Genomic DNA, 19,765 nt, shown 5'->3' on the forward strand with positions numbered 1-19,765 from the left:
TATGTCCGCAGGCGATCCCTTGGACTCACTCATCTAGGGGCTGGACGGTGCTGGGGGCGCCGCTACGCGCGTACGGCGGGAGCGGCGGCGGTGCCGGTGTCCGTCCGGCCGGGCCCGGCGCCGTCGTCGCTCCCGGTGCTCGTCCCTCGAGAGCGCAGGCCGTACCAGGCGAGCGCCAGGCCGGCCAGGAGCAGGAAGCCCGCTCCGCCCGCCACCACGCCGTGCCAGCCGTAGGCTGAGTACAGGACTCCCGCGACGCCCGAACCGGTGGCGCCGCCGCCGAAGACGGCGAACATGTACACCGTGTTGAGCCGCCCCCGGCTTCCCGGCGCGGCGGCGAAGACACGTGCCTGGTTGGCTATCTGACCGCTGGTCACCCCGTAGCCGAGGAGGTTGCAGCCCACGGCCAAGGTGACGAGCGACCGCCCCGCCACGGCGAAGAGCGCGAAGGCCGCCGCCGCGGAGACGACGGACAGGGTGTTGACCGCGGAAGGCCCCCATCGGTCGGTGAGCCGTCCCGAGTAGCGGGCGGCCAGCGCGCCAGGAACGCTGCATAGGCCGAAGAGGCCGACGACGGCCGGACCCAGCCCGATGGGCGGCGCGGTGAGATGGAAGGCGAGCGTGGACCAGAAGGCCGAGAAGGAGGCGAAGACCGTCGCCCCCAGCGCGGCCGACAGGCGCAGCGGAGCGTATCGCGCCAGCAGTCGGGGGAGTGAGGCGAGCAGGCGGCCGTAGCCGCCCGATGCCGCGGCCCCGACGGGGCGCCCGGCCGGCATGTAGCGGGGGAGGACCAGCAGCAGCGCCGCCGTGGCCGCGGCGGCGACCAGGAATCCGGCCCGCCAGGTGCCCGCGGCCTCGGCGATGAGCCCGGAGGCGGTGCGCGAGAGCAGGGCGCCCATGGTCAGCCCCGTGCCCACCGCCCCCAGGGCCCGTCCGGCCTGGCCGGGAGCGGCCATGGAGGCGACGGTCGGCATGATCACCTGCGGCAGTGCGGTGCTCGCCGAGAGCACGAGGGTCGCCATGCCCAGCAGGGCCACGGACGGCGCCACGGCGCCGGCCAGCAGCGCGAGGGCGGTCACCGACAGCAGGACCCGGGACAGCCGGCGCAGCCGGGCCCGGTCCGCGAGCGGGACGACGGCCACGATGCCCAGCGCGTAGCCGATCTGCCCGGCCGTGGCGACCAGCCCGGCGGTGGAGGCGGAGACGCCGAAGCCGCGGGCGATCTGATCGAGGAGGGGCTGGGTGAAGTAGATGTTGGCGACCGTGATCGCCGTCGCCGTGGCGAAGACGGGAAGGGTTCCCCGCTTGACGTCCGATGGGGTTGCTGCGGTGGTCATGGGTCCTCGCGGAGGGCTCGCGGGCGGGAGGGGCGGGACTGCCGCGGTGGGGGGCCTCGCCCGGGACTGTCTGGATGATGTGAGTCATCCTCCCTTTCAGGATGGTGGTCATCATCCTGAAAGTCAAAGACGGCGACCGTTCCCCTGTGGCGCAGGGGGTGTCGGGGGCGCGAGGGCTGTCGGTCAGGGTGTATGATGCGCATCATCCACACCCGTTGCCGGGTCGGTCCGGCGCGCACACCAAGGAGGTCAGCGATGGGTCACTCGCAGGCAGCCAAGGCCGAATCGCGCGAGAAGGTCCTGCGGATCGCCGCCCGCCGGATCCGCGAGGAGGGCATGGCCCGCCCCGGTGTCGCGGACCTCATGAAGGAAGCCGGACTGACGCATGGCGGCTTCTACAAGCACTTCTCCTCACGCGACGACCTGATGGCGCAGGCGGCGGCGCTCGCCCTGGCCGACGGTGAGCACAAGATGGCCGAGGCCGCCCGCAAGGACCCCGAGGCGCCCCGCTCGGGGCTGATCGACGCCTACCTCAGCTCCCGCCACCGGGACGCCCCCGGAACGGGCTGCGCCCTGGTGACCCTCGGCGCCAGCGCCGGCCGCGGTGACGAGGCGTTGAAGGAGTCGTACGAGCTGCAGGTGCGCAGGTACCTCGAGCTGATCGGTGAGGCGGCGCAGGGTGACGACCCCGACGACGTCAGGGCCGACGCGATGGTCACCCTCAGCGCCCTCGTCGGCGCGCTGCTGATGTCCCGCGCGGTCGCCGACCCGGAACTGTCCGACGAGATTCTGGCCACGGTCGCCGGACGCCTCAAGGGCACGGGCGCACGCGTACCCGCCGAGGTGTGACGGGGAGGGCGCGGGCGGAATCGCCACGGAATGCCCGTCCGCGTGCCGAACCTTGTCCCGCCGATCTGCTGGCGCTTGCAGTGAACCGGCGGTCGGCCAGGCTTGAGACCTGCGGGCAGCAGCGGCTGCAGCGCCCTCCACTGGAGCGTCTGGCAGATCTTCCCCCATCACGGAGGATGTCCGACGCAGGCTATTGATCCACTTCCGTCGGAGAGCGGAGCATGGTCTCGCCGCGACCGCGAATGTCGTCCGCCTGAGCCCGCGCCGCAGCTGCTTCTGTCTTCGCCATGTACTGGTCCTCCTGGAAGTCCTGCTCGAACCCTGAACGCAACTCGATGGCCCCTCCTGGGCCGAGCGGCCCAGGAGCGGCCTTGCCATGTCGCATCGCAACGCCGTACTGACTCACGGAGACCGGAAGGGCAGCCGAGTAAGGGACCGCACGCTGGACGGCGGCCCTGAACGCCTTCGGCGACAGCGGCCGGCGCATGTCGTGCCTGCTGTCGCGACGTCGTGGACGGCCGCTCGGACGGGTCCATCGAGGCACGGCTTCGTCGCGGAGACCGCGCACGTTGCCCACGGCCTGTGACGGGCTGTCGGCTGCCCAACGTGATCGGGGGAATCGCACACGGAAACCCCTCTCGGACTGCTGTCGTCCGACCTGGGCCCGGATGGTGGCTCTTGGGCTTGACGCTGGCCACTGTCGGTACCATCACCCACTGGTGAGTCGGCAGCCGATCCGCCACGGCCGGCGAGTCCCGAGAGGAACAACCGCAGCATGCTTGACGGACGGCAACGCATCCTCATCATTGATTCTGCTCCGGCGGAGCATCTTCCTGCCGAACTGGCACCGCTCACGGCGGCCGGTATCCAGATCACGCTCAACCTGTGGCGTCTGGAGGACCGGGAAGCTGTCCGACGGCACTTGGGCGACCAGGTGGACTATGCCGACTTCACCGGGTTCGACGAGGAAGCCCTGATCCGGGAACTCGGACGCGACAACCGCGGTTACGACGCTGTCAAGACCCGAGCCAACCTACCGATCACCCGGCGCACGCTGGAAGCGGGCGCCCGGAGCAGCCTCGAGCGTCGCCTTCGAGTCGTCGCCCAAGTCGGTTCAGGCGTCAACAAGATCGACCTCCAAGCCGCGACCGACCTCGGCATTCAGGTCACGCACACACCCGGAAGCAACGCCGAAGCCGTTGCCGAGCACGCCCTCGCACTGATGCTCACGGCAATTCGCGGCGTCGTCCGGCACAACCGTGGTGCACACACCGGCCAATGGCCCGTTCACCCGCAGGCGCTGCCCCCCGAACTGGCGGACCTGACGCTGGGTATCGTCGGGCCCGGCCTGATCGGCCAGGCTCTGTCCCGGAAGGCCAGGGCGCTGGGCATGACGGTGATCGCGGCCGGGAGCACCCGCTTCGACGACCGGCAAGCCGAAGAGCGCGGACTGCGGCGCGCGGGCTCACTCGACGCACTGCTCGCCACATCCGACGTGGTGTCCCTGCACTGCCCCTTGAACCAGCACACCCGCGGCCTCATCGGAGCCGCCGAGCTCGCGGGTCTGAAGCCCGGTGCCGTCTTGCTGAACCTGTCACGCGGCGGAGTCGTGGATGAACATGCCCTCGCCGCTGCCTTGACGGACCCCTCCGCACCACTGGCGGTCGCAGCCGTTGACGTCTTCGAACACGAGCACACGGAGTTCGCGTCGCCGCTCATCGGTGTCGAGAACGCGATCCTCACCCCCCACGTTGCCGGGATGACCAGGTCGGCCGCCCAACGCGCCGCAGACCAACTGTCGCGCAACATCGTGGCCCTGCTGCAGGACCGCCAGGACGGCGTCCCGATCGCGAACGCTTGGTGCTGAGGCCCTCAGGTCGCCATGACCCAGAAGGCTACGGCCTGGCATCCGAGACACTCCTCGCGAGTGGCGCCCTCTCCTTCGTCGGCGCCCACCGACGCGACCGCCCCCGCCGCCCCGGTACCCGCAGCGGGTACCGGGCGCGGGCCCGGTCGTACCGCCGGCCGCCGACACCGGTACGGCCACTGCCTGCCGGGCCGCCGGCCTGGCGGCGTGCCGAGCCTTCACGAAATCTTCCCGACCGCCCCGGGCCCGACCGCGCCTGACGGGGCAGGCGCACAGCCAACAGGACGCTGCGACACGGTGACGCGGCCGAACCGGGCCCACGAGGGGACGTCCATGCGAGCACTCACGGAACACCTGCCCCTGCGGCTGATCACCCCGACCGGCCGGGTCCTCGATCTGTCGGCGGACTGCCAGTACCGCGCCGACGACCCCTACACCGTCCGGATGCGCTTCGGCCTCGGGGCCGAGTCGCAGTGGGTGCTCTCCCGTGAGCTCCTGCTGGCCGGACTCGCGGCCCCCGCCGGGGACGGCGACGTCCATGTCTCACCCGACGACCACGCCCACACCCTGATCGCCCTCGCAGGCCTGGACGGCGCCGCCGTCCTGCAGGTCGTCACGGCCGAACTCGCGCGCTTCCTGGCCGCGACCGCGGATCTCGTACCGCTCGGCACGGAGAGCACACGCATCGACTGGGACGCCTGCATCGCCGGTCTCCTGTCTGCCTGAGGCGCCCCAGCGGACCGCCCGCCGGGCCTGGGGCTACTGCGGCGCCGCGCGGTTCCCGGCCCGGCTCGACACGAGCCGGGCCGGAACCGCCGCATGGGCATCAGGACACCGCCGCAGGCGGCCGGTGAGGCCCCGCTGCCGTGCGGGCGCGGCCCCGTCGCGGGCGGCGCCGGGACCGGGCGACGCCGTGCCGGCTCCGCTCAGCGTCGGCCGGCTTCCTCCGGCGCCTCCGCGGTCGGGCCGCAGGCGGTGTCCGTCCTGGCCTCGATCGCCCGCAGGACGGCGACCATGTCCGCCCGGCCTTCGCCCAGTTCCACGGTCTCGTCGAAGAGGGCGTGGCAGGCGTCCAGCAGTGGCGAGGCCAGCCCGGACGCGCGGGCCGCCTCGGCGATGAGGCGGTTGTTGTGCAGCACGTCCGCCGCGGCGGCCTGCGCGGCGAAGTCGCGCCCCAGCAGCTTGGGCGCCTTCACCCGCGACACCGCGCTGGCCATGGGCCCGGCGTTCACGACGTCGAGGAACCGCGCGGTGTCCAGTCCCTGCCGCTCCGCGAAGTGGAAGGCCTCGGTGAGCCCGGTGACCATCGTGATCAGGAAGAGGTTCACCGAGAGCTTCATGAGCAGCGCCCCGGGTACCGGCCCGCAGGTGAACGACTCCCGGAACATCGGCGCGAGCAGCGGCCGCACCTCATCCACCGCTTCCGGGTCGCCGGCCAGCATCGCCACGAGCTGCCCCGCCTCGGCCGGGGTGCGCGAGCCGGAGACCGGGGCCTCGACGTAGCGTCCGCCCGCCGCTGTGACGGCGGCCTCCAGGCCGCGCGAGTACTCCGGCGAGGTGGTCCCCATGTGTACGACGACGCGCCCGGCCACCCGTGCGGCGAAAGCCGGAGTGCCGCGCCCCAGGACGGCGTCGACGGCGGCGCCGTCGGCGAGCATCAGGACCACCACGTGAGCCCGGTCGAACACCTCGCCCGGCTCGTCCGCCACCGCGGCCCCGGCCGCGCGCAGCGGGGCGCACCGGGCGGCCGTACGGTTCCAGACGACGAGCCGCGTGCCGGAACCGGCCAGCCGGAGCGCCATGGGCTGCCCCATGATCCCCAGACCGATGAAGCCCACATCCGCCACTGCCCACCGCCGTCCCGGCCGTCCGGCCCTCGATCAGCGCAGTGTGATGGCCGCCACATGCGCTATGACGGCTGTCATAATAGACCTCGGCGCGGCGGCCACCGGTCCCGCGCGACCGGACGGCGGTGGGAGGCCGGCATGGCCGGTAGCGAGCGGAGTCCCCGCGAGCGCATGGTCTTCAGCGCCGCGCAGCTCATCCGCCGCGGCGGCGTCACGGCGACGGGCATGCGCGACGTCGCCGCCCACGCGCGGGCGCCCCGGGGATCGCTGCAGTACTACTTCCCCGGCGGCAAGGAGCAACTGGTCAACGAGGCCGTCGGCTGGGCCGGCCGCTACGCCGGCAACCGCGTGGCACGCTTCCTCGCCGCCCTTCCCGAGCCGACCCCTGCCGCGCTGTTCGCCGCCATGGTCGGCCAGTGGACGGAGGAGTTCCTGAGCTCCGGTTACGACGGCGGCTGCCCCGTCGCGGCGGCCACCGTGGACTGCGCCGGAACCTCCGCCGCCACCCGGTCGGCCGCGGCCGCCGCCTTCGCGACCTGGACCGGGCCCGTCGCCGGGGCGCTGGAGGAGATGGGGGTGCCCGCCGGGCGGGCACCGTCGCTGGCCACCCTGATGATCAGCGCCATCGAGGGCGCCGTCGTCATCGCCAGGGCGGAGCGGGACGTGCGCGCTCTGACCACTGTGGCAAATGAGCTCGGTCCGCTGCTGGACGCCGCCGTCGCCCCGCGCGGCTGAGCGTGCCGCCTCCGGCGGGCACCGGTTTCGGCGCGCCGGGACCTCGGTACAGCATTACGGTTTGAGCACCGGCGCATTCGGCCTGGACCGGGGTTCCCGTAACCGGGCGGTTCGGGAACCCGCTGAACCCCGCGTCCCCTGGAACGAGGAGGCATCAGGATCATGCCGTACGCAACAGCCAAGGACGGGACCAAGATCTTCTTCAAGGACTGGGGTACCGGCCGGCCCGTCGTCTTCTCCCACGGGTGGCCGCTGACCGCGGACGCGTGGGACCCGCAGATGAAGTGGATGGTGGACCACGGTTTCCGGGGCGTCGCCCACGACCGCCGCGGCGGCGGCCGGTCCGACCAGCCGTGGAACGGCAACGATCTCGACACCTACGCCGACGACCTGGCGGCCGTGATCGAGGAACTCGACCTGCGCGACGTCATCCTCGTCGGCCACTCGACCGGCGGCGGTGAGGTCACGCGCTACATGGGGCGGCACGGGACGGGCCGGGTGGCGAAGGCGGTGCTGCTGGGGGCGATCCCGCCGCTGATGCTGAAGACGGACGCCAACCCCGAGGGCCTTCCGATCGAGGTCTTCGACGAGATCCGCCAGGGCGTGGCCACGGACCGGTCCCAGTTCTACAAGGACCTCAGCGGCCCGTTCTACGGCGCGAACCGCGAGGATTCCACGGTCAGCCAGGGCACACGCGACCAGTTCTGGCTCTGGAGCATGACGGTCGGCGTCAAGGGCGCCTACGACTGCGTGAAGGCGTTCTCCGAGACCGACACCACCGAGGACCTCAAGAAGATCGACGTCCCGACGCTGATCGTGCACGGTGACGACGACCAGATCGTGCCCATCGTCTCTGCGGGCGCGAAGAGCTCGAAGCTGGTCAAGGGGGCGGTCTACAAGGTGTACGAGGGAGCCCCGCACGGTCTGGCGATGGTGCCCAAGTTCGCCGAACGGTTCAACGCCGACCTGCTGGAGTTCACTCGCGGCTGAGGGCCGCCCAGCGCTACGGACGGGGCGGCTGCGGACGGGGGTTCTCCCGGCGCCGGCGGCGCATGATGACCCACAGGTCGAGCAGCGCGATGAGTGCGAGCCCCGCGCACAGCACCGCGAGCCAGACGAACGCGGCCTGGTCGGGGGAGTCACCAGGCGCCGCTCCCGCCGCGAGCGCCGCGAACAGCACCGTCCCCAGCACGAACAGCGGCGCGAACAGCCCGACGAGCGCCAGGCGCAGGCAGAGAGCGCTGCGCGCGGTGACGGGTTCCGTGCCCGTGCGCTCGTAGCGGCGCCCGACGAAGCCGGATCGCGACCGAGGTACCGGCGGCCTCCCACCGGAGGACGACGTGTGTTTCATACGGCACACCTCCCGTGATCGGAACGTGTGGCGCGCCTACCCATTGACGCAGCCCGAACGCCCGGCCCCTCCGGGCGTTCGGGCTGTGGGCTGTGGGCTGCCGGCTCGCGGACGGCGGACGCCTGACGCGGGCCCGTTCACCCCGAGTGCGAACGGTCACGCGCCGGGCGGGGCGCGCCACCCGGCGCGCGGCCCGTGCGGTCCGCCCGGGCCGGGGGTGCGGCCGGCCGGCCCGTACGCTCCCCGCCGGTCGCGACCGGCTCGCGGCGGCGGCGGCGCCGGACGCGCTCACCGCGAGCCACGAGACGCAGCCTGGCCAGGGCGGCGAAGCGTTCCCGCTGCGCGCGGGCGGCCGCGTCCAGTTCCTCCATCAGCCGGTGCGAACGGTGCTCCGGCGCCAGTTCGTCGAGGATGCGGTCCACCTCGGCGAGCACCGCCCCGTGCAACTGCCACGCGTCCGGGTGCTGCCGCACCCGGTCGAGCAGTATGTGGGCGACCTTCTCCCGGCTCGCCCGGGCCGCCGCGAGCTCCGCGGCCAGCCGGGCCTCGGCCTCCTCGGCGTTGCTGCTCACCTGCGTCGTCACCAGGACGGCGAAGCTGACGAGCGCCCCTCCGAGATGGGCGAAGAGCTCCTCGACGGCGACCGCCACATCACGGTCGAACAGCGGCTCGCCGGCGCGGCGCCGCTTGGCGAGATCGGTCAGTGACCGTGCCAGAACGCGCAGCACCACCACGCAGATCTCCAGGGTGTCCAGACCTGTCCTCAGCACCACCCGCGACAACAACCCTTCTTTCACGCGGGGATTGAGCCGCAGGCTGTCCTCGGCCTGGCGCAGCGCGGCGTCGACCTCGGCGACGTCCTGGTCCAGCCGGCGTGCTTCGTGCAGCCGCGCCGCGGCCCGCTCCACGGTGGCGGGGGCGTCCAGTTCATCGCCGCAGCACAGGAGAAGATGACGCATGCGGCGGGCCAGGTCCTCGATGGACTCCCCGGCGGTCCCCACCCAGACGGGCGGCGCGAACAGCCCGTTGAGCAGCAGGCCCACCCCCGCGCCGATGAGGGTCTCCAGCACCCGGTCCCAGGCCTGCGCCGTCAGCTGGCTCACCCCGAGCACCAGCATCGCGCTGATGGCCACCTCGTTGACGAACTCCCCGACCCGCACGAACTGCCCGATGACCAGCGCCGCGAGGATGATCAGCCCCAGGCTCCACCACGTCAGTCCCACCAGCGCGCTGAACCCGATGGCGATCAGTACGCCCACGACCACCGAGTTCACCCGGCGGATGCCTGTGGTCAGCGTCGAGTAGAGCGTCACCTGCACCACGAGCAGGGCGGTGAGCGGCGCCGTCAGCGGGGCGGGCTCACTGCTGACGTGCAGGGCGATCACATACGAGATGGTCGCGGCGACGGTCGCCCGCACGGTCAGGGTGACGACGGGGTCCCGGCTCCGGTCGGTCAGCCAGGTCACGGCATCACGTAGTGGCATCTCCTGCGCTTTCCCGGGCAGAGTCGGCGTACACCTGCGCACGTCGGGCCGCATCGGGGCACTGGGCTGGGCGCGGCGGGAACCGGGTCTACGTCGGGAAGCCGTCGAGCGGCCGCGCCGCCAGCAGCGCGGCCAGGTCCGCGCGGTGCAGGCCCGCTATCGGGGCGACGAGATCGGGGTGCCGCAGCAGAGCGGACGCCGCGCGGTCGTGGGCACCGGGGGCGGTGAGCCGGAGGGCGTCGCCCGCCAGGGACGGGCCGTGCCCGGTCGCCGCCGCGGCGCTGACCGCGGAGGCGGCCAGAGCCGGGTCGGAGAGCAGGCATGCGGCCCAGCTGACGACGACCTCGTCCACCCAGGTACGCCAGCCGCTCCCCGGGTCCCCGGGATCCCCGGTGTCCTCGGCGGCGCCCCCTGCGCCGACGAGCCGGTCCAGCCGGTCGGCACCGCCGGGCGCGAGCAGCCCGAGCAGGGCCGCGTCCAGCGCGGTCGGATAGCGCAGCGCGGCGGCGACCATGGCGGCCTGGCGGGCCTGGGCCTCGGCGAGGGCGCGGCTGAGCGCGCCGCCGGTCGCCGGGTAGGCGGACAGCAGCCACCGGGCGGCAGCGGCTACGACCGACGAGAACTCACTGTGCATGCCGAACGAACCGTCCTCCGCGCGCGTGGGTGGCCACGCCCGTCGGGTGCGTGGCGCGCCCAGCGTACGCAAAAGCACGCTTTCACGACATGAGCCGCATCACGCCCGCGCTCCCGCCAGGTCCGGCGCAGGGTTCCGGGAGGAGCGGGAACCCTGCGCCGCCGACCCCGCCGCCGGCGGTCAGGACCGGCCGCGGCCGGTCACGAAGTCGCGGGCGCGGTCGACGAGGCCGGCGCCCGGGGCGAGGAGCTTGTTCGCGGGAGGGGTGTCCGGCGCGGCGGGGTGGGGCCGGGTGGGGGCGAGGGACTTGGCGCGGCGCACCTTGTCGCCGAGGTCGTCGAGCGCCTCCGGCGAGCAGGCGCTGCTGATCCGGGGGAAGAGCGTGCCCTCCTCGTCCTGGACGTGCGCGGTCACCTCGTCCATCAGCCGCATCAGCAGCGGGTGGAACCGGCTGTCGTTGGGCGGCAGCTGCTCCAGCTCCTTCAGCAGTTCCTCGATCCTGGAGTGGTCGGCGATCTCCTTGTCCGCGATGCGCTCCCCGTCCTCGACGTGCTCGCGCACGGCCGGGTAGAGGTACTGCTCCTCCGCCACCGAGTGCCGCACCAGCTCGATGGTCACCTCGTCCACCAGCTCGCGCAGCGCCGGGTCGCCGGTCGACATCGACTGCATGCGGTCGAAGATCTCCTCGACCTCGCGGTGGTCGGCCAGCAGCTCAGCGATCACGTTTCCGCCGTGTCCCATTCCCTCACGCCTTTCCGTGCGGCAGTACGGCCCGGGCGTGCGCCGGGGCCGTAGCCCATGCCTTCCACCTTCCCGGCGGCGAGCCCACCCGGCGACGCGGTCACCACCCGCCCGGCGGCACCCGGTCCGGGCGGCCCCGCGGGTCGGCCCGGGCGATCAGCGGCGCGACGTCGTCGTGGGCGTCGGCACCGCGCAGCTCCCGCAGCAGCCGGTCGCGGGTCTCCTCCACCGAGGGGTCCGGCTCCCGGCGCACGTCGGCTTGCGGGGACGGTGAGCGGGGCGCACACAATGGTCGGCAGGCGGTCGGCAGGCGGGGCTGGTTCAGCGGCGGGCGCTGTCCGTCCTGCGGGCCCGCGTGCCGGTCCAGGACGAGTGGAGGCAAGCCCGGTGAGCGTTCTACCGCCCTCCTTCGTCCGCCCCGGGGGCCCGCCCGCGGGTCCGCTGACCGGGCCGGACACGACGGGCGGAAGGGGTGGGAGCGGAACGCGCGAGGCGGGCTCGGCCGGACCGGACCGGACCGGCCGGCGGCGCCGGACCCCGACGGTCGTCGTGGGGGCGCCGCCACCGGGCGAACCGCCGGACGGCGGCGGTGGAGGGGGCGGAGGCGACGGGAACGGCGGCGACGGTGGCGGGCACCAGGACCCCTGGTGGCGCTCGGTCCCCAAGGTCGCCGCGATCACCGCGGCCGTCGTGGCGGCGGTGGCGCTGGCCGTGGTGTTCACCCGGCCCGGCGGGGTGTCGGGCGGATCGCGGGGTGAGCTCTTCCTGCAGTCGGCGGGCAGCGCGGGGCCCGACCCGTTCACGCGGTCCACGGCCGAGACGACCACCGCCCCCTCGGCGACGCCGGCGCTGCCGAGCCCTTCGGCGGCGGGGGGCACCGTACGGCAGGTCTACAACGGCGGCACGCCCGGGCTGTACGGCGGTACGCGCGGCGCCGCCGACTGCGACGTCGAGCGGCAGATCAGTGCCCTGTCGACGGACCCGTCGAAGAACAAGGCCTTCGCCAGGGTGCTGGGCCTCACTCCCTCGGGCGTCCCGGCGTATCTGCGGGCCCTGACCCCGCTCCAGCTCCGCGCGGACACCCGGGTCACCAACCACGGCTACCGGGGCGGTCGGCCCACCGCCTTCCAGGCGGTGCTGCAGGCCGGGACCGCGGTCCTGGTGGACCACAGAGGCCTGCCACGGGTGCGCTGCGCCTGCGGGAATCCCCTGACCCGCCCGGTCGAGCAGAAGGGCGCCGTCACGACCGTCGGCACCGCGTGGCCCGGCTACCAGCCCTCGCGGACGGTCGTGGTGGCCCCGGCGCCGAAGCCGCTGGAGGAGTTCGCCGTCCGCGACCCGGACACCGGCGCCTGGTTCACCCGTACCAGCGGCGACGGCACGGCCGGCGGGGACCGGCCGACGACCCCGCCGGGCGGCGCCCCGTCCGGCAGCCCGCCGGCCCCGCCCCGAGGCGGCGGCTCCCCGGCCGCCCCGGAAGAGGGCGGCGGCCCGGACCGCCCCGCCACGCCGACGGGGGAGCGTGGAGGGACCGCCCCGCCGTCCCCGCCGTCCGGCACAGGACCCGCTCCAAGCGGCCCGGGGACCGGAACCCCCGGCCCGCCGGGAGAGCAGAGCCCGCCGCCCGGCGGCACGGAGCCCGGTCCGCCGGGCGGTCCGACCGCCGGCCGGTGACGACTGCGGCCCGGACGCGGCTTGCGGCGCCGCGTCCGGGCCGGGCCCGGGGCCGTGTCTGCGGCGTCGGTGTCAGTACGTGGTGAAGTCCGCCATCATCGCCATGTCCTCGTGCTCGAGGTTGTGGCAGTGCATCATGAACGTGCCCGGGTAGTCGGTGAAGCGGACCGCCACCTCGACGGTCTCGCCCGGGCCCGTCGCGACCGTGTCCTTCCAGCCCGCGTCGAACGCGCCCGGCTTCTTGCCGTTGCGGGACAGCACCCGGAACGCGTCCAGGTGCACGTGCACCGAGTGGAAGAACACCGAGGTGAACTTCCAGATCTCGATCGTTCCGAGCTTCACCCGGGCCAGCGAGCGACCGGGCTTGTAGGGATAGCCGTTGATCGTCCAGCCGTCCTGCGAGTGCCGGAAGGCGAAGGTCCGGTGCGCCACGGCCTTGGAGGGGTCGAGGACGGTCGCCGGGTAGCGCGACAGCCGCTTGGGGATGTGGGTGTCGTCGTGCGGCTTCCGGGTGGACGGCGAGACGTCGAAGCGCATGACCTGCGCGGTGCTGCCGCTGCCGAACCGGTTGATCAGCCGCACCTTGGTGCCCGGCCGGTAGCGGGCGAAGTCCACGATGACGTCGAACCGTTCGGCGGGGGCCATGCGCAGGCTGTCGTGGGGCAGCGGGCTGCCGAGCAGTCCGCCGTCACTGCCGATCTGCAGCAGGCCCTTGCCGCCCGGCGGCGGCGGGTCCAATTCCAGACGGAAGTCCCGTACGTTGCAGCCGTTGAGGAACCGCAGCCGGTAGCGCTGCCGCTTGACCCGGTGTACGGGCCATGGGGCGCCGTTGACCAGGATGACGTCGCCCATCATGCCGAAGTGGTGCGCGTGCACGACGCCCGGCTTGTGCATGCCCGAGTCGATCGCCGGGTACAGCAGCGCCCCGTTCTCGGCGAACGCCCGATCCGTCAGCAGCAGCGGGATGTCGCGGGAGCCGCGCGGCAGGTCGAGCCTGTCCTCCTCGTCGTCCGTCAGCAGGTGGAAGCCGGCCAGGCCGCGGTACACCGCCGGACCGGTGTAGCCCATGCGGTGGTCGTGGTACCAGAGGGTCGCCGCGCGCTGCAGCATCGGGTAGGTGTAGCTGCGCTGGCCATGGGTCAGGTGCCCGGACGATCCGTGCATCTCCGGCATGCCGGCCATCGCGTCGTCGTACGACATGCGGCTGCCGACCGGCATCGTCAGGTCGATCGGGTAGCCGTCGCTGTCGGCGGGCGTGTGACCGCCGTGCAGGTGGACCACGGTCGGCTGGGGCAGTTCGTTGCGATGCGTGACGACCGTACGGCGTCCCGAGCGGGAGACGATCGTGGGCCCGGGGAACACCCCGTCGTACGTCCAGCAGCTGGTGCGCAGCCCCGGGAGGATCTCCAGCCTCGCCTCGCGCTGGGTCATGTGGTAGTAGTCCGTCGTCGCGGTGCGCAACGTGGGCTGGAGGACCGGCGGGACCGGCAGGGGTACCTGGAAGGGGTGGGGGAGCCGGGCCTTGCTGCGCAGGACTCCGCCCGGTGGTACATCGGCCAGCGGAGTGCCCGCCCAGGCCCTGCTCGTCGCACCCGCCCCGACGACGGCTGCCCCCGCGGCGAGAAAACGGCGCCTGCCGATGCCTTCGATCACGTAAGGCTCCCAAATGTGACGATTTGCGCAATTTTCCGGTCGGCAGCACAATAGCCCGCCTCAGCCGTGCGCAAAGACGCCACACGCGGGCCCCGCGAACAAGCGGGGAGCGGTCCGCCGCCCCTGGGGCCCAGGGGCGCCCGCCCCCGGCCCCGGGTCACCTCCGCCGGCGGCCCCTCCTCGCGGTGTCGTACCGGGTGTCCAGAACGCTCGCTCCGACACCGCCGAGGACGAGTCCGGCCGCCAGCAGCAGCCCCTGCGGCAGCGCCATGCCGATCAGGATCCAGACGAGCGCGGCCACCACCAGGAACCACCCGAGCCGCCGCCGGTACTCGCGCGGCGCGCACGGGCGCCCGGTCCGCAACCCCTCGGCGAAGCGGGGGTCGCTACGCTGGAGCTCGGCTTCGATGTCCTCGATGCCCTGGTTCGGGTGCGGCATGGTGCCCCTCCTCCCGAATCGGTGGCCCTGTGTCTCCACCGTCGCCCGCGCCAGCGCGCGGAACCATCGGGTTCGGCACCCATTCCCGGCGCCCGTAATTGGGTGTTCGCCCCGATGGTGCGGCCTGCGGGGCCGGGGGCAGGCTGGAGGGGGGCGCCTATTCCCGCCGGCGTGGCATCGGAGAGCGGCAGCTCGCGCAGACGTCACGGTAGCGTCGGCGGAGAGGGGCAGCAGACGCCCGAGGAAGGCGGGACCATGTCGCTGTACTGGCGGATCTTCCTGCTGAACGGCGCGGTGCTGGTCGGCGCCGCGGTGCTGCTGCTCGGCCCCGTCACGGTCTCCACCCCCGTGCTGCTCGGCGAGGCCCTGGTGCTGGGCGTGGGACTGGCCGCCATGCTCGTGGCCAACGCGCTGCTGCTGCGCGTCGGGCTCGCGCCGCTGCAGCGGCTGAGCCGGGCGATGAACTCCGCCGACCTGCTCCGCCCCGGCAGCCGCCCCGCCGTGACCGGCCCGAGCGAGGTGTCCACGCTGATCACCACGTTCAACACCATGCTCGACCGCCTGGAGGCCGAGCGCGCCGCCACCAGCGCCCGCGTGCTGTCCGCGCAGGAGGCCGAACGGCAGCGCATCGCCCGGGAACTGCACGACGAGGTCGGTCAGACCCTCACCGCCGTCGTCCTGCAGCTGGGACGCAGCGCGGAGCAGGCCCCCGCTCCCCTGGGGGAGGACCTGCGGCAGGTGCAGGAGACGACGCGTGTCGGGCTGGACGAGATCCGCCGCATCGCGCGGCGACTGCGCCCCGGCGTCCTGGAGGAACTCGGACTGCACAGCGCCCTGCGCGCCCTGGCCGGAGAGTTCACCAGCCCCGGCCTCACGGTCGCGGACCACTCGGGGCCGACGCTGCCCGCGTTCGACCACGAGACCGAGCTCGTGCTCTACCGGGTGGCCCAGGAGGCGGTCACCAACGCGGCCCGGCACTCGGGAGCGGACCGGGTGGAGCTCCATCTCGACCCCCTCCCCGGCGGCGGGGCCGTGCTCCTCGTCCGGGACGACGGCAAGGGCATCGGCGAGGTCGCCGAGGGCGCGGGCATCCGCGGCATGCGCGAACGGGCCCTGCTCATCGGCGCCTCGCTGACCATCGCTCCCGCCCGGGGCGGCGGCACCGACGTCCGCCTCGAGGTACCCGAGCCGGCGGCGGGCGGCCCGCGATGACGCAGCCGCCGCCCACCCGCATCCTCCTCGCCGACGACCACGCGCTGGTGCGCCGGGGCGTCCGGCTGATCCTGGACGGCGAGCCGGACCTGACCGTCGTCGCCGAGGCCGGGGACGGCGCCGAAGCCGTCGCCAAGGCCCGCGAGGAGCCCGTCGACCTGGCCGTTCTGGACATCGCCATGCCCCGCATGACCGGCCTGCAGGCCGCCCGGGAGCTCAGCAGGGTCCGCCCCGGCCTGCGCATCCTCATCCTGACGATGTACGACAACGAGCAGTACTTCTTCGAGGCGCTCAAGGCCGGAGCCAGCGGATACGTCCTGAAGTCCGTCGCCGACCGCGACCTGGTCGCGGCCTGCCGGGCGGCCGTACGCGACGAGCCCTTCATCTATCCCGGTGCCGTGACCACCCTGATCCGCACCTACCTCGAACGCGCCCGCCAGGGGGAGCCGCTGCCCGCCCGCGCCATCACCGAGCGCGAGGAGGAGATCCTCAAGCTGGTCGCCGAGGGACACACCTCCCAGGAGATCGCCGACCTGCTCTTCATCAGCATCAAGACGGTCGAGCGCCACCGCGCCAACCTCCTGCAGAAGCTCGGTCTGCGCGACCGCCTGGAACTGACGCGCTATGCGATCCGCGCCGGGCTCATCGAGCCCTGACGCGACCGCGGCGACGCTCAGGAGCCGGCGAGGACCTTGTCGACCTCGCCCAGGAAGGCGTCCAGGTCCTTCGGTGTGCGCGAGGTGACCAGCGGGTACCCGGCGGAGGCGTCGCTCACCACCGGTTCGTCGACCCAGGAGGCCGCGCCGGCGTTGAGCAGGTCCGTTCGCACCGAGGCGTACGAGGTGAGCGTCTTGCCCTTCGCGACGCCGGCCTCGACCAGCGCCCATGGGCCGTGGCAGATCGCCGCGATGGGCCGCCCGGACGAGGCGAACGCGCGTACGACGTCCATCGCCTTTCCCTGCAGCCGCAGGTTGTCGGCGTTGATCGTGCCGCCGGGTATCAGCAGCAGGTCGAAGCCGGTGGGATCGACCTCGTCGAGGCTGGTGTCCGGTTCCACGACCTTGCCGGGGTCCTTGTCCCCGACGAGCGTCTGCACGGGCTCGCGGCGCGTCGCGGCGACGGTGACGTCGGCGCCCTGGTCGCGGAGATGCTCGACGGGGACGACCAGCTCGTCCTGCTCGACCCCGTAGTTGCTGACGACCGCCAGGACGCGGCGGCCGTCCGGAAACGTGGCAGTCATGGGTCCTCCCTCACGTTCGGTTCTCGTGCAAGACCAGCGCCTGCCCCCGAAGGCGGCCGGGAAACACGGTCGCGCGCGCTCCGCCACTCCGCCCGCGGGCGCCGACGCAGGACTCACTCGCCGAAGCCGGGGTATACGGACGGACGGAATGCGAGGAGAAGGCCGGCGAAGGGGCGGGCGAAGAGGAGCCTGCGATGAGTGAAGCGCGGCCACCGCTCGGCGCCGACCGGCTTGAGGACGCCGCTCGGCTCGAGGGCGGGGCGCCCGGCCCCGGCGGACTCACGGACCCCCTGGGAGCCGCCGCGGTCCTGCTCGGGTCGGACGGGCGCATCGACATGTGGAGCCCCCAAGCGGAGCGGCTGTTCGGCTACACCGCGGACGAGGCGGTCGGCCGCGACGCCGTGTCGCTGCTCGTCCGGCCCGCGCACCGCGACGACGCCCGGAAGCTGTTCGCGGAGGTGCTGGAGACCGGCCGGAGCTGGACGGCGGAGTTCCCCGCGCGCCACAAGGACGGCAGCACCCGGATCGCGGAGTTCCGTACCGTCCGCCTGACGGACAGCCGCGGCCGCGTCTTCGGCCTCGGCATGGTCACCGACCGCCCCAAGGAGCAGCGGCGGGAACGCGGCGTCGCCCTCTCCCTCGAGCTCGTCGCCCAGTCGCCGATCGGCCTCGGGGTGCTCGACGACGACCTGCGCTGGCTGTCCGTCAACCCCGCCCTGGCGGCGATGCACGGCCTCCCCATGGCCGACCACATCGGGCGCACCTTCCGCGAGGTGCTCCCCGGCGCCCGGTTCCGCATGGCCGAGAACGCGCTCCGGCAGGTCCTGCGCACGGGTACGCCGATCGTCGACCGGTACGTCGTCGGCCGGACCCCCGCCGACCCGACCGCCGACCGGGCCTGGTCGGTCTCCTACTTCCGCCTGGACGACCGCGACGGCCGCGTCCTGGGCGTCGGGACCTGCGTGGTGGACGTCACCGACCGGCACCGCTCGGCTCAGGAGGCCGACCGCGCCCGGTGGCGGCTCGCCGTGATCGCCGACGGCTCCGCCCGTATCGGCACCTCCCTGGAGGTGGAGCAGACCGCGCGGGAACTCGCCGACGTCGTCGTACCCGAGCTGGCGGACTTCGCCGAGGTCGACGTCCTGGATTCCGTGCTGCGCGACGACGGTGGCGAGCCCGGCCTCGAGCACCCCCGTTTCCGCGCGGTCGCAACCAAGGGCACCGAGGCCGTCGAGGCGGCCGGCTCCTTCGGCGCACCGGGCCGTCTGGTCTCCTACGCTCCCGACCACCTGGCCGCGCAGTGCCTGGGCACCGGCCGTCCGGGTCTGATCACCCACGCCGACTGTCGGAGCCTGCTGCGGATCGCCCGCGACGCCGACGGCGCCTCACTGCTCGCCCGGGCAGGCGTGCACACGGCCATGGCCGTCCCGCTCCGCGCCCGCGGCCGGATCCTCGGCGTCCTCGGCATGGCGCGCTCCCGCACCTGCGAGCCCTTCGACGAGGACGACCAGACCCTCGCCGGCGAACTGGCCTCCCGCGCGGCGGTGTCCATCGACAACGCCCGCCTCCACCAGCGCCTGCGCAGCACCGCGGAGACCCTGCAGCGCAGCCTCCTGCCGCAACTCCCTCCGGCCCACCCCCGTCTGGAACTCGCCGCCCGCTACTGCGCGGCCCAGGCCAGCAGCGAAGTAGGGGGCGACTGGTACGACGTGATCCCCCTCGGCGACGGCCGGGTCGCCCTCGTCATCGGCGACGTCATGGGCAGCGGTGTGCCCGCGGCCACCACCATGGGACGGCTGCGCACCGCCACCTCCACCCTCGCCGGCCTCGGCCTCGCCCCGGCCCAGGTGCTCGGCCACCTCGACCGGATCACCGACGGGCTCGACCCCTACATCGCCACCTGCGTCTACGCGGTGTACGACCCCGCCCGAGGAGTCTGCTGCCTCGCCAACGCCGGCCATCTGCCCCCTGCCGTCGTACGGCCCGGCAAGCCCCCCGCACTGCTCGACCTGCCCACCGGCACCCCGCTGGGCGTCGTCGGCGACGCGCCCTTCGAGAGCACCGACGTCGACCTCGTTCCGGGGGACCGCCTCGTCCTCTACACCGACGGACTGGTCGAGACCCGCGACCGCGCCATCGACGAGCGCCTCGAGGATCTGCTCCATCTCCTGGACATCCCCGACGAGCCGGTCGAGGAGACCTGCGACCGCCTGCTCGCGGAGCTCCGCCACCCGGACGACCGCGACGACGTGGCCCTCCTCATTGCGCGCCCGAAGGACGCCTGACGTCGGCGGGGGCCGCGCCGCGCGCGGCGAAGCCCGCGCCGATCGCCTCCCGTCCCCAGTCACTGCGGCCAGATGCTCCGCCGCCCGCGACGACGTGGCACAACCATGCGATCGGACGGGGCACATGGGACCCGCGTCCGACCGCGCCGGCGCCGATCCGGCGGAGGCGGCAGGGGGATCCCTTCGGCGGCAGGGGCGTTCGGCGCCGAGCGGCCCGACGGGCCCCGCCGACGCGCCCCGCCGTCCGGATCCCGCGGCCGGCGCCCTGGCCCGCGGGCGGCGGGTGAAGGCCCTGCCGCGACGGCGGACCCGGCACGCGTCCCGGTCCGCGTACCGGGACGCGGCGGGACGCGGGGGACGCGAAGCGGCGCCGCCCGACGCCGCCGGGCCGAGCGAGCCGCCGAGCCCGCGCCGGTC

19 protein-coding genes are annotated in these 19,765 nt (G+C 73.6%); 9 read left to right on the forward strand and 10 right to left on the reverse strand.

Annotated features, from left to right (window positions below; translation table 11 throughout):
- Positions 1-62: 62 nt before the first annotated feature.
- Positions 63-1,337 carry an MFS transporter gene (locus tag AC3ET4_RS13345; RefSeq protein ID WP_431948944.1) on the reverse strand — a complete coding sequence of 425 codons (1,275 nt, stop codon included), beginning with the start codon at positions 1,335-1,337 and terminating at the stop codon, positions 63-65.
- 255 nt (positions 1,338-1,592) lie between these two features.
- Here AC3ET4_RS13345 and AC3ET4_RS13350 point away from each other — a divergent pair, with 255 nt between their 5' ends.
- The 3 genes from AC3ET4_RS13350 to AC3ET4_RS13360 all read left to right on the forward strand — a co-directional run bounded on the left by AC3ET4_RS13350 (position 1,593) and on the right by AC3ET4_RS13360 (position 4,779).
- On the forward strand, positions 1,593-2,186 hold the full coding sequence (locus AC3ET4_RS13350) for a TetR/AcrR family transcriptional regulator (RefSeq protein ID WP_431948945.1): 594 nt from the start codon (positions 1,593-1,595) through the stop codon (positions 2,184-2,186).
- A 775-nt stretch (positions 2,187-2,961) separates the two neighbouring features.
- The gene (locus AC3ET4_RS13355) at positions 2,962-4,053 is read left to right on the forward strand and encodes an NAD(P)-dependent oxidoreductase (RefSeq protein ID WP_431948946.1); all 1,092 of its coding nucleotides are present in this window, start codon (positions 2,962-2,964) and stop codon (positions 4,051-4,053) included.
- Positions 4,054-4,386: 333 nt separating this feature from the next.
- A complete protein-coding gene (locus tag AC3ET4_RS13360) occupies positions 4,387-4,779 on the forward strand; it encodes an SsgA family sporulation/cell division regulator (protein ID WP_431948947.1) in 393 nt (130 codons plus the stop codon).
- A gap of 200 nt (positions 4,780-4,979) precedes the next feature.
- On the opposite strand, the gene AC3ET4_RS13365 is transcribed toward AC3ET4_RS13360, so the two are convergent.
- Positions 4,980-5,867: an NAD(P)-dependent oxidoreductase gene (locus AC3ET4_RS13365; RefSeq protein ID WP_431949011.1), complete on the reverse strand. Its 888-nt coding sequence runs from the start codon at positions 5,865-5,867 to the stop codon at positions 4,980-4,982.
- 171 nt (positions 5,868-6,038) lie between these two features.
- Between AC3ET4_RS13365 and AC3ET4_RS13370 the strand changes: the two genes are divergently transcribed.
- Complete coding sequence (locus AC3ET4_RS13370) at positions 6,039-6,635, forward strand: TetR/AcrR family transcriptional regulator (RefSeq protein WP_431948948.1); 597 nt, start codon at positions 6,039-6,041, stop codon at positions 6,633-6,635.
- 162 nt (positions 6,636-6,797) lie between these two features.
- Positions 6,798-7,625 carry an alpha/beta fold hydrolase gene (locus AC3ET4_RS13375; RefSeq protein ID WP_431948949.1) on the forward strand — a complete coding sequence of 276 codons (828 nt, stop codon included), beginning with the start codon at positions 6,798-6,800 and terminating at the stop codon, positions 7,623-7,625.
- A gap of 13 nt (positions 7,626-7,638) precedes the next feature.
- Here the strand turns inward: AC3ET4_RS13375 and AC3ET4_RS13380 are convergent, their stop codons facing one another.
- From AC3ET4_RS13380 to AC3ET4_RS13400, 5 genes are all read right to left on the reverse strand, one after another.
- Positions 7,639-7,986, reverse strand: a complete 348-nt coding sequence (locus tag AC3ET4_RS13380; RefSeq protein WP_431948950.1) for a DUF6343 family protein — start codon at positions 7,984-7,986, stop codon at positions 7,639-7,641.
- A 137-nt stretch (positions 7,987-8,123) separates the two neighbouring features.
- Complete coding sequence (locus AC3ET4_RS13385; protein WP_431948951.1) at positions 8,124-9,470, reverse strand: FUSC family protein; 1,347 nt, start codon at positions 9,468-9,470, stop codon at positions 8,124-8,126.
- 88 nt (positions 9,471-9,558) lie between these two features.
- Positions 9,559-10,104, reverse strand: a complete 546-nt coding sequence (locus tag AC3ET4_RS13390; RefSeq protein ID WP_431948952.1) for a hypothetical protein — start codon at positions 10,102-10,104, stop codon at positions 9,559-9,561.
- 180 nt (positions 10,105-10,284) lie between these two features.
- On the reverse strand, positions 10,285-10,845 hold the full coding sequence (locus tag AC3ET4_RS13395; protein ID WP_431948953.1) for a hemerythrin domain-containing protein: 561 nt from the start codon (positions 10,843-10,845) through the stop codon (positions 10,285-10,287).
- Positions 10,846-10,945: 100 nt separating this feature from the next.
- Positions 10,946-11,227 carry a hypothetical protein gene (locus tag AC3ET4_RS13400; protein ID WP_431948954.1) on the reverse strand — a complete coding sequence of 94 codons (282 nt, stop codon included), beginning with the start codon at positions 11,225-11,227 and terminating at the stop codon, positions 10,946-10,948.
- A gap of 5 nt (positions 11,228-11,232) precedes the next feature.
- On the opposite strand from AC3ET4_RS13400, the gene AC3ET4_RS13405 reads away from it, so the two are divergent.
- Positions 11,233-12,519 (forward strand): DUF6777 domain-containing protein, encoded by a 1,287-nt coding sequence (locus AC3ET4_RS13405; RefSeq protein WP_431948955.1) that lies wholly within the window; start codon positions 11,233-11,235, stop codon positions 12,517-12,519.
- Between the two features lie 72 nt (positions 12,520-12,591).
- On the opposite strand, the gene AC3ET4_RS13410 is transcribed toward AC3ET4_RS13405, so the two are convergent.
- The gene (locus AC3ET4_RS13410) at positions 12,592-14,172 is read right to left on the reverse strand and encodes a multicopper oxidase family protein (protein ID WP_431948956.1); all 1,581 of its coding nucleotides are present in this window, start codon (positions 14,170-14,172) and stop codon (positions 12,592-12,594) included.
- 157 nt (positions 14,173-14,329) lie between these two features.
- Positions 14,330-14,611: a DUF3040 domain-containing protein gene (locus AC3ET4_RS13415; RefSeq protein ID WP_431948957.1), complete on the reverse strand. Its 282-nt coding sequence runs from the start codon at positions 14,609-14,611 to the stop codon at positions 14,330-14,332.
- 255 nt (positions 14,612-14,866) lie between these two features.
- Between AC3ET4_RS13415 and AC3ET4_RS13420 the strand changes: the two genes are divergently transcribed.
- Positions 14,867-15,823 (forward strand): HAMP domain-containing sensor histidine kinase, encoded by a 957-nt coding sequence (locus AC3ET4_RS13420; RefSeq protein ID WP_431948958.1) that lies wholly within the window; start codon positions 14,867-14,869, stop codon positions 15,821-15,823.
- Entirely contained in the window at positions 15,820-16,479 is a 660-nt protein-coding gene (locus AC3ET4_RS13425; RefSeq protein WP_431948959.1) for a response regulator, read from the forward strand. Before AC3ET4_RS13420 ends, AC3ET4_RS13425 begins: the two co-directional genes overlap by 4 nt.
- A 17-nt stretch (positions 16,480-16,496) precedes the next feature.
- Here the strand turns inward: AC3ET4_RS13425 and AC3ET4_RS13430 are convergent, their stop codons facing one another.
- Positions 16,497-17,063 carry a type 1 glutamine amidotransferase domain-containing protein gene (locus AC3ET4_RS13430; protein ID WP_431948960.1) on the reverse strand — a complete coding sequence of 189 codons (567 nt, stop codon included), beginning with the start codon at positions 17,061-17,063 and terminating at the stop codon, positions 16,497-16,499.
- 194 nt (positions 17,064-17,257) lie between these two features.
- On the opposite strand from AC3ET4_RS13430, the gene AC3ET4_RS13435 reads away from it, so the two are divergent.
- A complete protein-coding gene (locus AC3ET4_RS13435; protein WP_431948961.1) occupies positions 17,258-19,348 on the forward strand; it encodes a SpoIIE family protein phosphatase in 2,091 nt (696 codons plus the stop codon).
- Positions 19,349-19,765 lie beyond the last annotated feature (417 nt).

The organism is Actinacidiphila sp. bgisy167, assembly GCF_057707665.1.

What these genes read in the sequence shown, in the direction of transcription:
- AC3ET4_RS13365 (WP_431949011.1), bottom strand. Translation starts at nt 5,867, where the DNA reads ATGGGGCAGCCCATGGCGCTCCGGCTGGCCGGTTCCGGCACGCGGCTC.
- AC3ET4_RS13390 (WP_431948952.1), bottom strand. Translation starts at nt 10,104, where the DNA reads ATGCACAGTGAGTTCTCGTCGGTCGTAGCCGCTGCCGCCCGGTGGCTG.
- AC3ET4_RS13425 (WP_431948959.1), top strand. Translation starts at nt 15,820, where the DNA reads ATGACGCAGCCGCCGCCCACCCGCATCCTCCTCGCCGACGACCACGCG.
- AC3ET4_RS13375 (WP_431948949.1), top strand. Translation starts at nt 6,798, where the DNA reads ATGCCGTACGCAACAGCCAAGGACGGGACCAAGATCTTCTTCAAGGAC.
- AC3ET4_RS13385 (WP_431948951.1), bottom strand. Translation starts at nt 9,470, where the DNA reads ATGCCACTACGTGATGCCGTGACCTGGCTGACCGACCGGAGCCGGGAC.
- AC3ET4_RS13370 (WP_431948948.1), top strand. Translation starts at nt 6,039, where the DNA reads ATGGCCGGTAGCGAGCGGAGTCCCCGCGAGCGCATGGTCTTCAGCGCC.
- AC3ET4_RS13350 (WP_431948945.1), top strand. Translation starts at nt 1,593, where the DNA reads ATGGGTCACTCGCAGGCAGCCAAGGCCGAATCGCGCGAGAAGGTCCTG.
- AC3ET4_RS13430 (WP_431948960.1), bottom strand. Translation starts at nt 17,063, where the DNA reads ATGACTGCCACGTTTCCGGACGGCCGCCGCGTCCTGGCGGTCGTCAGC.
- AC3ET4_RS13395 (WP_431948953.1), bottom strand. Translation starts at nt 10,845, where the DNA reads ATGGGACACGGCGGAAACGTGATCGCTGAGCTGCTGGCCGACCACCGC.
- AC3ET4_RS13355 (WP_431948946.1), top strand. Translation starts at nt 2,962, where the DNA reads ATGCTTGACGGACGGCAACGCATCCTCATCATTGATTCTGCTCCGGCG.
- AC3ET4_RS13380 (WP_431948950.1), bottom strand. Translation starts at nt 7,986, where the DNA reads ATGAAACACACGTCGTCCTCCGGTGGGAGGCCGCCGGTACCTCGGTCG.
- AC3ET4_RS13415 (WP_431948957.1), bottom strand. Translation starts at nt 14,611, where the DNA reads ATGCCGCACCCGAACCAGGGCATCGAGGACATCGAAGCCGAGCTCCAG.
- AC3ET4_RS13435 (WP_431948961.1), top strand. Translation starts at nt 17,258, where the DNA reads ATGAGTGAAGCGCGGCCACCGCTCGGCGCCGACCGGCTTGAGGACGCC.
- AC3ET4_RS13360 (WP_431948947.1), top strand. Translation starts at nt 4,387, where the DNA reads ATGCGAGCACTCACGGAACACCTGCCCCTGCGGCTGATCACCCCGACC.
- AC3ET4_RS13420 (WP_431948958.1), top strand. Translation starts at nt 14,867, where the DNA reads ATGTCGCTGTACTGGCGGATCTTCCTGCTGAACGGCGCGGTGCTGGTC.
- AC3ET4_RS13345 (WP_431948944.1), bottom strand. Translation starts at nt 1,337, where the DNA reads ATGACCACCGCAGCAACCCCATCGGACGTCAAGCGGGGAACCCTTCCC.